This is a genomic window from Peteryoungia aggregata LMG 23059, from assembly GCF_030814435.1.
Taxonomy (GTDB): domain Bacteria; phylum Pseudomonadota; class Alphaproteobacteria; order Rhizobiales; family Rhizobiaceae; genus Allorhizobium; species Allorhizobium aggregatum.
Genome location: NZ_JAUSUW010000004.1, coordinates 172,130 through 185,386, shown reverse-complemented (window position 1 = coordinate 185,386; position 13,257 = coordinate 172,130). Strand labels below are relative to the sequence as shown.

Genomic DNA, 13,257 nt, shown 5'->3' with positions numbered 1-13,257 from the left:
TCCTGCGTACCTTAAGCCGCAAGCCCTTTCTTCTTCAGCATAGCCTCCGGGCTCGGCATCTTGCCACGGAAGGCCTTGTAGGCATCCTCCGGATCGACCGATCCTCCCGATGAATAGATATGGGTCTTGAGCTTCCGCGCCATGTCCGGATCGAAAGGATTGCCGGTTTCCTCGAAGGCAGCGAAGGCATCGGCATCGAGCACTTCCGACCACATGTAGGAATAATAGCCGGCAGAGTAGCCATCGCCCGAGAACACGTGCTGGAAGTGCGGCGTGGCGTGGCGCATGACGATCGAGGCCGGCATGCCGATCTTCGCCAGCACCTCGGCCTGCACAGCCATCGGATCCTCGACCGGCCCTTGCGTATGGAAGGCCATATCGACAAGCGCGGACGACGTGAACTCGACCGTGTTGAAGCCGGCATTGAAGGTGCGGGCGGCAAGTACCTTGTCGAGCATGGACTGCGGCATCGGCTCGCCCGTCTGATAGTGCACCGCATATGTCTTGAGGATCTCCGGCACGGTCAGCCAGTGCTCGTAGAGTTGCGAGGGCAGTTCGACAAAGTCCCGCGAGACGCCCGTGCCGGATACTGAGGGATAAGTGACATCAGACAGCATGCCATGGGCGGCATGCCCGAATTCGTGGAAGAGCGTGCGCGCATCGTCCAGAGACAGGAGTGCAGGTCTTCCCGGCTCGGGCTTGGCGAAGTTGCAGACATTGTAGATGATTGGCAGCTCGCCCTGCCGGCCGTTCTTCAGGGGGAGCCGATGCTGTGCCTGGAAGCTGCTCATCCAGGCGCCAGAGCGCTTCGAGGGCCGAGCGAAGTAATCGCCGAGGAAGAGGGCGACCAGCTTATCGTCGCGGTCACGTATCTCGAAGACGCGCACATCCGGGTGATAGCCGACGACCTTGGTGAGGGGTACGGCGCGAATGCCGAATAGGCGACCGGCGACATCGAAACACGCCTCAATGATCTTTTCGAGCTGTAGATAGGGCTTCAGCTCCGCTTCGGAAAAATCGAATTTCCGAGCCCGAAGCTTTTCGGCATAGTGACGCCAGTCCCAGGGCGCGACCTCGTGGTTCTTGCCCTCGTCGGCAATCAGGGCAGCCAGTTCCGTCTCCTCGACACGTGCCTGTGACACGGCCTTGTCCCAGACCTGCATCAATAGGCCGTTCACTGCCTCCGGCGTCTTCGCCATGGTGTTGTCGAGCTTGTAGGAGGCGTAGTTCCCGTAGCCGAGGAGTTCCGCCTTTTCTGCCCGAAGCGCTAGCGTCTCCTTGACGATATCCCTGTTGTCCGTCGCGCCGCCATTGATGCCGCGCGATGTCCAGGCCCTGAAAGCGACTTCGCGCAGATCCCGGCGTTCCGAGAAGGTCAGGAACGGTTCGATGATTGAACGAGACAGTGTGACGACATGGCCATGGCCGCCCCCATGCGCTGCAGAAGCAGAGGCCATGGCTTCGCGCAGGAAGATGGGGATGCCGGCGAGATCTTCTTCGCCTGACAAGGGCAGTATCCAGGACGACTCGTCTGCAAGGACGTTCTGGCCGAAGTTGGCGCCGAGGCTTGCGAGCCGTTCGTTGATGGCAGCCAGCCGCTCCTGTTGTGCTTTCGGTAGCTTGGCACCCGCCTTCACGAAACCCTTCCAATGACGTTCGAGTACGCGTTTTTCCTCATGAGACAGACCAAGGTCGTCACGTCGGTTCCAGAGGTTGTCGATGCGTTCGAACAAGGCAGCATTCATGCCGATCTTCGAATGGTGCCTTGACATCTTCGGTGCGATTTCGCGTTCGAGCGCCTGGATTTGCGGATTGGTGTGGGCACCGGCGCGGTTCCAGAACAGTGCTGACACGCGAGACAAGGCGTCGCCCGCAATCTCGAGCGCAATGATGGTGTTGGCGAAGGTTGGCGGTTGGGCATTGTCAGCGATCGCATCGATCTCGGCCTCGTGCTCCTCGAGAGCGGTCTCGAAGGCCGGTGCATAGTCGTCGTCTCCGATCTTTGCGAATTCCGGTAGGCCGTGAGGCCCTTTCCAGTCCGTGACGGCGGGTTTGAGGGCGGGCGACTCAGTCATGCAGAAACCTCCTTCGGCAACGCCGGCCATGGGCGAAGCACTGATTTTCCACCATGTTATCCCGGCAGTGCGGCGGCAAGCACGCAAAAATCAGTGAACAAGGCACATTTTTTCCGAGCCGCAATCCGACTGTCATTGACGTATTTTCGAATAGCCCCATAGATCGATGAATCCTATGAGAGGACTGTCACGGCCATGGAAATCTTTCCGATCCAACCGGTGAGCATATCAACTCTCCGCACCAAAGATAGCACGCCGCAAACGGACGCCCGGATAACGGACGTCATGGCCAAGCAGCAGGCCACCCGCGAAGCCCATGCATTTGAAGAGGCGCTGTCGGTCTTCGCCAGCATCACCCCCAGGCAGCTTCGAGAAATCGCGAGCGAGAGTTTCCAGCGTGAGGAGATCGATGCCGATACCTTCCGCGAGCTGTCGACAGAACTGCCGCTGCAGGTCGTCGATCGCAACGGCAACGTGACGGACCTTTCGACCCTGACCGACGACTCCCAGTTCGACTACGCGGAATATTACCGAACGCAGCAGTCGCTGGCGGAAATGATCGGCGACATGGATATGGCCGATTCCTATTCCAAGGTGCTCGACTTCTTCTCAAAGTCGACCTGAGCTTTGATTGCACGGAGTTCGGATTTCAGACTCGATCTGTGCCGACAATCGCACTAAGTGATCATGCGAAGGCGCCATAGCGGCGCATTTCTTCATGCATCAGGGCGAGTTTGAATGACACCGTCGCGTATGAGCGAGCGTCGCACCACCTTCCTCGGTGCCTTTCTGACGACGCTCGGCCCCATCTCCATGGCGATCTACACGCCAGCGATGCCGGAGCTGGTGCGTGCCTTCGGTACGACGGACGCGGCGATAAAGATGAGCCTGTCGCTATTCTTTGCCGGCTTTGCCCTGGCGCAACTCGTCGCGGGACCCTTGTCGGATGCGCTCGGCCGGAAGAGGGCCACGCTGATATTTCTCGGGATTTACGTGACGGGATCGATGCTTGCGACAATCGCGCCTTCCGTCGAGTTCATTCTCGCCGCGCGACTCGTCCAAGGCATCGGGGCGTCGGTCGGGGTGGTCGTCGGCCGTGCGATCGTCCGTGATCTCTATACGGGCGCAGAGGCTTCCCGCATCCTCAACACCATCGGCATTTTTCTGGCAGTCGGACCCGCCATGGGCCCTACGCTCGGTGGACTGACGCTCGCGGCCTTCGGCTGGAATGCCGTCTTCCTGCTGATGGTTGGCTTCGGTCTGCTCGCGCTCACCTTCACGCTCGCCTTGCTGCGGGAAACGATCGTTCCCGATCTTGGCAAATTGCGCCCCGCGCAATTGCTCTCAGGCTATGCCGAGGTTGCGGGGAATGCGCGCTTCCTCGCCGCATCGCTCGTCCTCAGCGGCACGATCGGCGCTCTCTATGCCCAGTCGACCATGCTGCCCTTCGTGCTGATCAACACGGTCGGTCTGACACCCACCCAGTTCGGTATCGGCATGCTGATGCAGTCCGGTTTCTATCTTCTCGGGTCGTTGACTTTGAAGCTCTTCGCGTCCCGTCTCGGTGGCGCTCGCGCGGCCTTGATCGGCATTACGCTGTGCGGGCTTGGCGGCCTCATCATGGCGGCGTCTGTGGCTTTCGTGCCGCCGTTCTTCCTGTCGATCATGGGGCCGGTTGCCATCTGCACCTTCGGCCTCGCCTTCCTGACGCCGCATGTCATCACGCTGAGCATGGCGCCGTTTCCGCACATAGCCGGATCCGCCTCCGCATTGACGGGCTTCCTGCAGATGAGTGCCGGCTTTGCTGGGGGCATCGCGGCTGCCTCGGTCGGCGACCCGCTGACTGCGTTCGGCATCATCATTCCAACGATGCAACTCAGCGCCGTAGCGGGCTTCCTCTGGCTGCGCCTCCTCGTGGAGCGGGCATAAAAAACCCACCTCCCTTGCGAGAGGTGGGCTTGTTTGCCGACGCCAGGGGTCGTTACTTGCCGAGATTGCGCTTGGCGAGCGTGCGCAGGCGCAGCGCGTTCAGCTTGATGAAGCCGGCTGCATCCTTCTGGTCGTAGGCGCCCTGATCGTCTTCGAAGGTGACCAGCTGGTCGGAATAGAGCGACTTCGAGGACTCGCGACCGATGACCATGACATTGCCCTTGTAGAGCTTCAGCGTCACTTCGCCTTCCACATGCTCCTGGCTCTTGTCGATCAGGGCCTGCAGCATCTCGCGCTCGGGCGAGAACCAGAAGCCGTAATAGATCAGCTCGGCGTAGCGCGGCATGATCTCGTCCTTGAGGTGAGCTGCACCACGGTCGAGCGTGATCGATTCGATCGCACGGTGTGCGGACAGGAGGATCGTGCCACCGGGGGTCTCGTAGACGCCGCGGGACTTCATGCCGACGAAGCGGTTCTCGACGAGGTCGAGGCGACCGATGCCGTTGTCGCGACCGTAGTCGTTGAGCGCGGCGAGAAGCGTGGCAGGGCTCATGCGAACGCCATTGATCGAGACGGCATCACCCTTTTCGAAGCCGACCTTGATGATGGTTGCCTTGTCAGGAGCCGCTTCCGGGGAAATGGTGCGCATATGCACATATTCTGGAGCCTCGACGGACGGATCCTCGAGAACCTTGCCCTCGGACGAGGAGTGCAGCAGGTTGGCATCGACGGAGAAAGGCGCTTCGCCCTTCTTGTCCTTGGCAACCGGGATCTGGTTCTGCTCAGCGAAGGCGAGCAGATCGGTGCGGCTCTTGAACGCCCAGTCGCGCCAGGGTGCGATGATCTTGATGTCGGGGTTCAGCGCATAGGCCGAAAGCTCGAAACGCACCTGGTCATTGCCCTTGCCGGTCGCGCCATGGGCGATGGCGTCTGCGCCGGTCTTCTTGGCAATGTCGATCAGATGCTTGGAGATCAGCGGACGGGCGATCGAGGTGCCGAGCAGGTAGACGCCTTCATAGACGGCATTGGCGCGGAACATCGGGAAGACGAAATCGCGGACGAATTCTTCGCGCACGTCCTCGATGAAGACTTCCTTGATGCCGAGCATCTCGGCCTTCTTGCGCGCCGGCTCAAGCTCTTCGCCCTGGCCGAGGTCGGCGGTGAAGGTCACGACTTCAGCACCGAGTTCGGTCTGCAGCCATTTCAGGATGATCGAGGTGTCGAGGCCGCCGGAATAGGCGAGGACGACTTTCTTCACGTCTTTGGGGAGTGCCATGTCGATGTTCCGTCTGGAGGGTGCGAGGCTAAAACCCCGCCTGGATCAAGAATGGCGGCACTTTTAGCGAGATTCCGCCAGCGTGCAAGGGCGGGAAGTGCCTCTGTGTCAGAGATGACGGCCAATATTCATGCGCTGATGGAGGATGCGGATGATCTCGATCGTCTGCTTGCGGCGGGCATAGATTATGAAATGAGACCCACAGGTGAGGCTCAGATATCCCGCTTTCAGGCCAGCAACCACGCGTCCCTCCCTGTCTCCGTTCGCGAGGTCCCTGAATGCATCTACAATTTCCGTATAGTATCGGTCGGCTTGATCTTTCGACCATCGTTCGAACGAGAAACGCCAGATACCCCCAAAAGGTCTTTCCGCGTCAGCGGCGAGAGCTTGTAACTCCCCACTTCAAGCCCCGTACTTGCGATGCATTTCATTCAGAAACTGAGTTGCATCGAATGGCTGAGGCTCACCGGAGGCTTCACCTTCCTCGATCGCGGCTTTGATGGCGGCTAGGCCATCCAGCTCATCGCGCAGCAGCGCGAGAGCAGCCTCAATGATCTCGGCTTCAGAAGCATAGTCGCCGGCGGCGATCTTGGCCTCCATGAAATCTGCCAGTTCCTGCGAGACGGTCACGGTCGTCATCTTATTCATTGGCAGGCAATCCTCCATCACGCGCTGTCACGTTGACGATGTGCCGCGAGGGTACCATATCGCCTTCAACCACAACACCATCGGTTTAAAGGAGTTTGCCCATGACGATCCAGCATCCCGCGCTCGTGAAAGGTCACGTCGCCGTCGTCACCGGTGCCGCTTCGGGCATAGGCCTCGCCGCCGCAAAAGCCTTTGCCCAGATGGGTCTCTGCGTAGTGCTCGTCGATCTCGAGGGGGATCGGCTGGCCGCTGCGACCGCCGACGTCGCAGCCCTCTCTGCCAGCGGCGAGACGGATGTTGTCGCGATCGGTATGGACGTATCGAAACTCGACGAACTGGAGGCCCTCGAGCGCGCCGTCATCCAGCGCTTCGGACGCGTGCATGTGCTGATGAACAATGCCGGGATACAGCCGGGCAGCGCGCTCTTTGGACCTCAGGCCAACTGGGAGAATGTGCTTGGGGTCAATCTGATGGCCGTCATCAATGGCACGCGCACCTTCGGCCCGGGCATGGTCGCCCACAAGGATCCGGCCCTCATCATCAATACGGGGTCCAAGCAGGGCATCACCACACCTCCGGGCGACCCGGCCTATAATGTCTCGAAAGCGGGCGTGAAGGCCTTTACCGAGGCGCTCCAGCACGAGCTGCGCAACACGCCGGACTGCAATGTCACCGCCCATCTGCTGATCCCTGGCTTCGTCTTCACGGGACTGACCGCAAACGGCCGCACGGAGAAGCCGGCAGGCGCATGGACGCCGGAGGAAACGGTCGATTTCATGCTGCAAAGCCTGGTCGCGGGCGATTTCTACATTCTCTGCCCCGACAACGAAGTGAACCGCGCACTGGACGAAAAGCGCATCGCCTGGGCCGCCGGCGACATCATCGCGAACCGTCCGCCCCTGTCACGCTGGCATCCGGACTTCAGCGAGAGGTTCAGACTCTACCTTGGAGAGAGGTAGATTGACGATTTATCCAATGGTTGTATTCTCCTGTCTCTGACAAGAGGAGGAGACCATGAGTATCCTGTATGCCTGGGTGGTGCCCGCTTATGCCGATGGCTCGCCCGTCGACCATACCTGGGTGACGACCTATGACAGTCGAGTGCATGCATATCCGGATATTGCCGCAGTCAAGGCGGCAGGGGAGCGAAACTGGTATTGCTGGGGCTCGTTCCATCCGAAGGGGGGAGCACCAGGCCATGCCGATGGCTACATCGGCAGCCAGTCCGGCGATCTGAACCTCGCCGATTGTCTGGTTGCTCCCAATCTTTCGTCGAGCGGCAACCCGCCGGCACAGGGAACGATCTTCACCTATGGCGTCGACGGTGTCTGTCACCAGCTCGCCAATCAGGTCCTCTATTCGACCGGTGGTGCGGGCAGCTCTCCCTTAACCGTCAAGCGCGCCCGGGGGTATGCGCTCAGCTCGTTCATCTACGGGACTTATGGCTTGCAACATACGGCATGGCAGAAGAAGATTGCTGCCTGCACCGGCAAAAGGCTGCCGCTGAATGTCACCGATGGAGCCGGACCCATGGCCGATCTTCCCGACGATTTCGAACAGTTGGCGCGCGAAGCGCTCGGTGACAGGACGGAGGCCCTGAGCAAGCTTCTTTCGCTGCGGGCACAGGTGCAGGCTTTCGCCATGCAGACGATGCCCGGATTTCTTCCGCCCGATCCGGACTACCTCAATGCCCGCAATCAGCAGCTGATCGATCAGGCTGCGGCCCTGCTTGGTCCGGATGACTTCCGCAAGCTCTTCGGCATCGCGCCGGGTGAGAAGGTGAATCTCGTTGATCCCAAGGTCGAACGCTGATGATCTTCGAGGACGACTGGTCGAGGCATTGAAGAGCGTGTAAGTCTCGGCGGACATCCTGTTCGCCGAGGTCTTGCATGGACTTTCTTCCCAGCCTTCCCGTCTTTCTGGCCTTCAGCCTGGCTCTTCTCCTGCTGGCCATCACGCCGGGTCCGGACATGACGCTCTGGATCAGCCGTTCGCTCAGGGATGGCCGGAGCATTGGTCTTATGACGCTGGCCGGAACGAATTGCGGCATTGCCGTCCACACTCTGCTCGTCGCCTTTGGCGTTTCGGCACTCATCGTCGCCTCGCCGACGGCCTTTCTGCTGCTCAAGACCGGAGGCGCCGCCTACCTGCTGTGGCTTGCTTTCCAGGCGGTGCGGCATGGATCGAACTTCGTCATCAAAGCGGATGGCGATGCAGTCGTGTCCAAGAAGGGCGCTTTCCTGAACGGGCTCTGGGTGAACCTTCTCAACCCCAAGGTCATCATCTTCTTCATGACCTTCCTGCCGCAATTCGTGACCGCGACCGATCCTGATGTCACGGGCAAGCTGATCTTCCTCGGCCTGTGGTCCATCGTGCTTGCGCTTCCGATCGGGGTCGGGATCGTCTACGGGGCGGACTTCATGTCGAACTGGCTGCAGGCAAACCGAAAGGTGCTGCGCGGTATCGACTACACCTTCGCCGGCGTCTTCTCGATCTTCGCCGTGAAAATCTTCATGACACAGGCAAAGTGAGGGCAGAGGTCGCGGGGCGGGACGAACCCGCCCGGCTTCAATCGTCGTCCTCGCCGTGATTGGCGATCATCATCGCTTCAAACGCCAGGCGCTCGGTCTTGCGCATGCGCTCCGATTCCGACTTCAGCTGACCGCAGGCGGCGAGAATATCGCGGCCGCGTGGCGTGCGGATCGGCGAGGCATAGCCTGCCTGATTGATGAAATCTGCGAACTTCTCGATCGTCGCCCAGTCGGAACACTGGTAGTTCGTGCCGGGCCAGGGGTTGAACGGGATCAGGTTGATCTTCGCCGGCACGCCCTTGAGCAGCTGGATCAATCCCTTTGCATCTTCCAGGCTGTCGTTAACGTCCTTCAGCATCACATATTCGAAGGTGATGCGACGGGCATTCGACAGGCCCGGATAGTTGCGACAGGCTTCGATCAGCTCCTTCAGCGGATACTTCTTGTTGATCGGCACCAGCATGTCGCGGAGCTCGTCGCGAACCGCATGCAAAGAGATGGCCAGCATCACGCCGATCTCTTCGCCGGTCCGGTAGATCTCAGGCACTACGCCCGAGGTCGACAGCGTGACGCGTCGCTTGGACAGCGACAGGCCATCGCCATCGGTCGCGATCAGCAGTGCCTTCTTCACTTCCTCGAAATTGTAGAGCGGCTCGCCCATGCCCATCATCACGATGTTGGTGATCTTGCGATCGCTCGACGGCATCATGGTGCCGACAGGGATTTCCCGATCGGGGAAGTCGCCAAGACGGTCGCGGGCAAGCAGCAGCTGCGAGAGGATTTCCTCCGCCGTCAGATTACGCACCAGCTTCTGCGTGCCGGTATGACAGAAGGAACATGTGAGGGTGCAGCCGACCTGGCTCGAGATGCAGAGCGTGCCGCGACCCTCTTCCGGAATATAGACGCTTTCTACCTCGACCGGGCGACCTGCACCGCGCGGCGGAAAGCGCAGCAGCCATTTGCGGGTGCCATCGTTCGACACCTGCTCCTCGACGATTTCGGGACGCGCGATGGTGAAATGCGTCTTCAGCATTTCGCGCATGTCCTTGGAGACATTCGCCATATGGTCGAAATCGGAAATGCCGCGCACATAGAGCCAGTTCCAGATCTGCGCCACGCGCATCTTGATCTGCTTTTCCGGCACGCCCTTGCCGCGCAGGGCCTCACCCAGCTCTTCGCGGTCGAGGCCGAGCAGGCTCGGCTTCTCGGCGAAAGCGGTGGGGCGAACCGGAGCCGCAGTCTGGCTACGCTCAGGAAGCGTTACTGAAACTGTCATCGTCTGGACCTCTGGACCATATGGAGAAGCATGCTCGGATCGAGCGCGTCCCGGCTGGCAGGTGTGCATTCATGGATCATGGCGGACAGGGGATCGAGCCCATGCCCTAATTTGCAGCGGCCAATAGCAGCTTTTTTGGCTTACGTCACCCCGACCGTCTGCGGGGCGGCCATGCGCAAATGAAAGGGGCCGGCAGATGCTGCCGGCCCCTCGCGTAAAATTCAGGCGTTCCGGCCTTAGTTGCAGTTCTGGATCTTCTGCAGAGCCGCCGAGATGCCGGAAAGCGAATAGCTGTAGCTGGTGGCTGTGCCACGAGCCGACGTTGCCGTGACGGTCATCGACGAGCCACCCTTCATCGCAGCGACGAGCGCTGGCTCTTCAGCTGCATTCTCGACCCAAGCGGACGTATCCTTGACGAACAAGACGAAATTCTTGTTGTCGATTTTCACATTGACCTTGGAGTCGCCCTTCATCGGGTAACCCATCATGGCCTGCGGCTCATACGAGATGTTCTGGCCGGGACGCTGCGACACGACAAAGAAGATGTCGCCATGATTGACGCTCGCCGGTTCCTTGGTGGTCGGAACGGACAGCACGTAGCAAACAGTGCCGCCATTCGATTTGTAGGAATAGGCGCCCCAGGCCTTGAACTGCTCGATCCGCGTGGGCGATTGCGCGTTGGCGAGCCCGCTGCTCGCCAGGAGGATTGCCAGTGCGGTTACGCTACTTCTTACGAACATGTCTTCCTGCCGGTTGTTTCCATCCATCACCCGACCATGCGGCCGGGCGCTCATCGTCAAAACCTGTGTTCAGTTTGACTTAATTTACCTTACCAAACGATGAACGACGAACGCCTTGTTGTCATATTTGGCGTCAACGTTCTGTCTGGCGCCCCGAAATCCGGCAAAAAACGGTTTTCGGACCTCGATCCTGCTGACGATGTAGAGTCAAAGAAAAAGGCAAGAGTTGGGCTGCACAGCAGTTAGTGAGAACCGCAAGCGGCTCAGGCTGCGGGTTCCTCGTCGGCGAGGACCTTGTCGGCGGCATCGTAGTGCCGATCCTTGATATGCCGGTTTATCAAGGCGATTGCCGTGGTCAGCACCGCGATGTCATCGGTGAAGCCGACAACGGCAAGAATGTCCGGCACGACATCGATCGGCAGGACGAAATAGCCCAGGGCAGCCAGCAGGATACCCCTGACGCGGAACGGGGTTTCGCGGTCCGTCGCGCAGTAATAGGCGGCGACCAGATCCCGTGAAAAAGGAATCTGTCGGGCAGCCTTCTTGAAGGTCGGCCAGAAACGGCTGCGAACCTTTGCTTCCTGTCGCTCCTGTGTTTCCTCGTCTCCGGGAAGCAGGATCTCACCGATCTTCACGTCATCCATAGCCCATCGATCCTTTCGTTCGGACCCGATCAATCATATGTGAATGGCGGTTTGCGAATTCAATCACCACCCACCTTCACCCGCTTCGGGCGGCGGCCAGATCCATGAGAACGGCGAGCTTGAAGTCCAGTTCCGTCACGCCGCCCGCAGAATGGGTTGTCAGCACGACATCCACCTTCCGGTAGACGTTGAACCATTCGGGGTGATGGTCGAGTTTCTCGGCGGCGAGCGCACACTCGGTCATGAACCCGAAAGCTTGCCGGAAGTCGCGAAAGACGTAGTGTTTGACGATCGCCGCTCCCTCACGACCGACCTGCCATTCCTTCAGCTCCGACAGACGTGCCGCAATGGACGCCGCATCCAGTTTCTCGTATTTCACGGATCGCACTCCTCAGGATGAACCGATGACGGCACCTTCCATACTCTTCGTCTGCCTTGGCAATATCTGCCGTTCGCCGCTGGCAGAGGGAATCTACCGCCACCTCACGCAGGGTGCCAGTGAAAAGCCGTTGATTGCATCGGCAGGAACCGGTGGCTGGCATGTCGGCAATCCGCCGGACCGTCGTTCGATAAACGTGGCAGCCGCAAACGGGGTTGATATCTCCCGCCAGCGCGCGCGGCAGATCTTGTTGTCAGATTTCTTCGAATTCGATCTTGTTGTCGCGATGGACAGGAGCAACCTTGCAAGGCTCCAGTCAACGGCCCCGGTGGATGCCACGGCAAGCCTGCATCTGTTCGCCGAACTCGCTTTCGGTACATCGGACGAGGTGCCGGATCCCTATTACGGCGATCTGGCGGATTTCGAGGCTGTCTACAGCATGCTTTCTTCAGGCTGCAGCGCCATGCTGGCAAAGTTCGAATAACCTCCCGCTTCTTGCAGAGGAAAGACCTCTTCCGTCAGATAGGGGCCGCCGCCGACCGATTCCCTGGACGATAGAAGCACAAAGCGTCCGATGCGGAAGGGCATTGTGTGGAAGTCGCCGCGCCCGCCGAGATAATGCACGACATCGTCGACCCGCGACGCCTTCAGTCTGGCCAGGGTCACATGTGGTGTAAACTTGCGAGGATCGGGCGGCAGGCCTATGCGCTGGCAGATCCGTTCGATCTCGCCCTGGAGTGCGTAAAGCTCCGGCGCAGGAGAAACGCCTGCCCAGATCGAATGCGGCTTCTTCGATCCGAAAGAGCCGATGCCGTTCAACGTCAGGGAGAATTCGGGTCGCTCTATACGGTCGAGCCTGTCGACGACCTCGTCTGCCGTCCTGCCATCCACGTCACCGATGAAGCGGAGTGTGATGTGGTAGTTCTCCACATCGATCCAACGCGCTCCCGGAAGGCCACCGCGCAGCAATGAGAGGCTCATGGCAGCGTTGCGCGGAATTTCGAGGGCAGTGAACAATCTCGGCATGGAGACCTCCCCGAATCTTTTGCAGGTGCTCACAGCGAATCATGCAACGGCATCAGGCGCAAGCGTTTAATTCGGCTGACCCTTGATGCCCGCCACCCAAGATTCGGCGAGAGGCAGCATGCGCTCGGCCATGATCTGCAGTCCCTTGGTGTTCGGATGCATGCCGTCTTCAAGCAGCAGGCTGCGATCGGTGATCACGCCATCGAGCACGAAGGGATAGAGCGGCAGACCATGCTTTTCGGCAAGGCGCGGATAGATCGCATTGAACTTGTTTCCGTAGTCCTCACCCATGTTGGGCGGTGCCAGCATGCCGACCAGCAGGATCGGGATGTTGCGTTCCTTGAGCCGTGTGATGATCTGCTCGAGGTTGTTCTCTGTCTGCTCCGGAGGAATTCCGCGCAGCGCGTCGTTGGCTCCGAGTTCGAGTATTACGCCGTCGGTTCCATCCGGCACCGACCAGTCGACCCGTGACAGGCCTCCCGATGTGGTGTCTCCGGACACGCCGGCATTCGCAATGACCACGTCATGACCCTTGGCGGCGAGCTGCCGCTGGAGTTGTGCCGGAAGGGCATCCTCCTGCGGCAGCTGATAGCCCGCCATCAGACTGTCACCCAAGCCGACCAGCTGCAGTGGGTCGGCCGCGGCAATCCGGGGGCCGACAAGCGCAGCCACAAGGATCACGGCGAAATGAAGGAGTGAAGCTTTAAAAGTCATGGTGGCTTTCCTAGATTGC

The 13,257-nt window shown here is 59.9% G+C and carries 15 protein-coding genes and 1 pseudogene; 6 read left to right on the top strand and 10 right to left on the bottom strand.

The features are described 5' to 3' along the window. Positions 1-11: 11 nt before the first annotated feature. Complete coding sequence (locus tag J2045_RS08385; protein ID WP_307371573.1) at positions 12-2,075, bottom strand: M3 family metallopeptidase; 2,064 nt, start codon at positions 2,073-2,075, stop codon at positions 12-14. Between the two features lie 285 nt (positions 2,076-2,360). Here J2045_RS08385 and J2045_RS08380 point away from each other — a divergent pair, with 285 nt between their 5' ends. Continuing rightward, entirely contained in the window at positions 2,361-2,699 is a 339-nt protein-coding gene (locus J2045_RS08380; RefSeq protein WP_307371571.1) for a hypothetical protein, read from the top strand. 114 nt (positions 2,700-2,813) lie between these two features. Next, the gene (locus J2045_RS08375) at positions 2,814-4,004 is read left to right on the top strand and encodes a multidrug effflux MFS transporter (RefSeq protein WP_307371569.1); all 1,191 of its coding nucleotides are present in this window, start codon (positions 2,814-2,816) and stop codon (positions 4,002-4,004) included. A 52-nt stretch (positions 4,005-4,056) separates the two neighbouring features. Here J2045_RS08375 and J2045_RS08370 read toward each other — a convergent pair whose 3' ends face one another. From J2045_RS08370 to J2045_RS08360, 3 genes and pseudogenes are all read right to left on the bottom strand, one after another. Beyond that, positions 4,057-5,280, bottom strand: coding sequence for an argininosuccinate synthase (locus J2045_RS08370; protein WP_307371567.1), 1,224 nt, complete (start codon positions 5,278-5,280; stop codon positions 4,057-4,059). 108 nt (positions 5,281-5,388) lie between these two features. After that, positions 5,389-5,646, bottom strand: a pseudogene (locus J2045_RS08365) (type II toxin-antitoxin system RelE/ParE family toxin); the annotation flags it as partial. A gap of 36 nt (positions 5,647-5,682) precedes the next feature. Further along, positions 5,683-5,919: a type II toxin-antitoxin system ParD family antitoxin gene (locus J2045_RS08360; RefSeq protein ID WP_307371561.1), complete on the bottom strand. Its 237-nt coding sequence runs from the start codon at positions 5,917-5,919 to the stop codon at positions 5,683-5,685. 110 nt (positions 5,920-6,029) lie between these two features. Between J2045_RS08360 and J2045_RS08355 the strand changes: the two genes are divergently transcribed. The 3 genes from J2045_RS08355 (at position 6,030) to J2045_RS08345 (ending at position 8,459) form a co-directional block, all read left to right on the top strand. Further along, positions 6,030-6,887, top strand: a complete 858-nt coding sequence (locus J2045_RS08355) for an SDR family NAD(P)-dependent oxidoreductase (protein WP_307371559.1) — start codon at positions 6,030-6,032, stop codon at positions 6,885-6,887. Between the two features lie 55 nt (positions 6,888-6,942). Next, positions 6,943-7,740, top strand: a complete 798-nt coding sequence (locus J2045_RS08350; RefSeq protein WP_307371558.1) for a hypothetical protein — start codon at positions 6,943-6,945, stop codon at positions 7,738-7,740. Positions 7,741-7,817: 77 nt separating this feature from the next. Next, entirely contained in the window at positions 7,818-8,459 is a 642-nt protein-coding gene (locus J2045_RS08345) for a LysE family translocator (protein WP_166600432.1), read from the top strand. A gap of 37 nt (positions 8,460-8,496) precedes the next feature. Here the strand turns inward: J2045_RS08345 and rlmN are convergent, their stop codons facing one another. The 4 genes from rlmN to J2045_RS08325 all read right to left on the bottom strand — a co-directional run bounded on the left by rlmN (position 8,497) and on the right by J2045_RS08325 (position 11,498). Further along, a complete protein-coding gene (rlmN, locus tag J2045_RS08340; protein ID WP_307371556.1) occupies positions 8,497-9,735 on the bottom strand; it encodes a dual-specificity RNA methyltransferase RlmN in 1,239 nt (412 codons plus the stop codon). A gap of 236 nt (positions 9,736-9,971) precedes the next feature. Beyond that, entirely contained in the window at positions 9,972-10,475 is a 504-nt protein-coding gene (locus J2045_RS08335; protein ID WP_166600544.1) for an invasion associated locus B family protein, read from the bottom strand. Positions 10,476-10,738: 263 nt separating this feature from the next. Continuing rightward, positions 10,739-11,119 (bottom strand): YkvA family protein, encoded by a 381-nt coding sequence (locus J2045_RS08330; RefSeq protein ID WP_307371554.1) that lies wholly within the window; start codon positions 11,117-11,119, stop codon positions 10,739-10,741. 76 nt (positions 11,120-11,195) lie between these two features. Next, positions 11,196-11,498, bottom strand: a complete 303-nt coding sequence (locus J2045_RS08325) for a 4a-hydroxytetrahydrobiopterin dehydratase (RefSeq protein ID WP_166600429.1) — start codon at positions 11,496-11,498, stop codon at positions 11,196-11,198. Between the two features lie 25 nt (positions 11,499-11,523). Between J2045_RS08325 and J2045_RS08320 the strand changes: the two genes are divergently transcribed. Continuing rightward, positions 11,524-11,982 (top strand): low molecular weight protein-tyrosine-phosphatase, encoded by a 459-nt coding sequence (locus J2045_RS08320; protein ID WP_307371551.1) that lies wholly within the window; start codon positions 11,524-11,526, stop codon positions 11,980-11,982. On the opposite strand, the gene thpR is transcribed toward J2045_RS08320, so the two are convergent. Then, positions 11,931-12,524 (bottom strand): RNA 2',3'-cyclic phosphodiesterase, encoded by a 594-nt coding sequence (thpR, locus tag J2045_RS08315; protein WP_166600427.1) that lies wholly within the window; start codon positions 12,522-12,524, stop codon positions 11,931-11,933. The two genes, J2045_RS08320 and thpR, sit on opposite strands and share 52 nt — an antisense overlap. 66 nt (positions 12,525-12,590) lie before the next feature. Continuing rightward, on the bottom strand, positions 12,591-13,238 hold the full coding sequence (locus tag J2045_RS08310; RefSeq protein ID WP_307371548.1) for an arylesterase: 648 nt from the start codon (positions 13,236-13,238) through the stop codon (positions 12,591-12,593). Between the last annotated feature and the right edge of the window lie 19 nt (positions 13,239-13,257).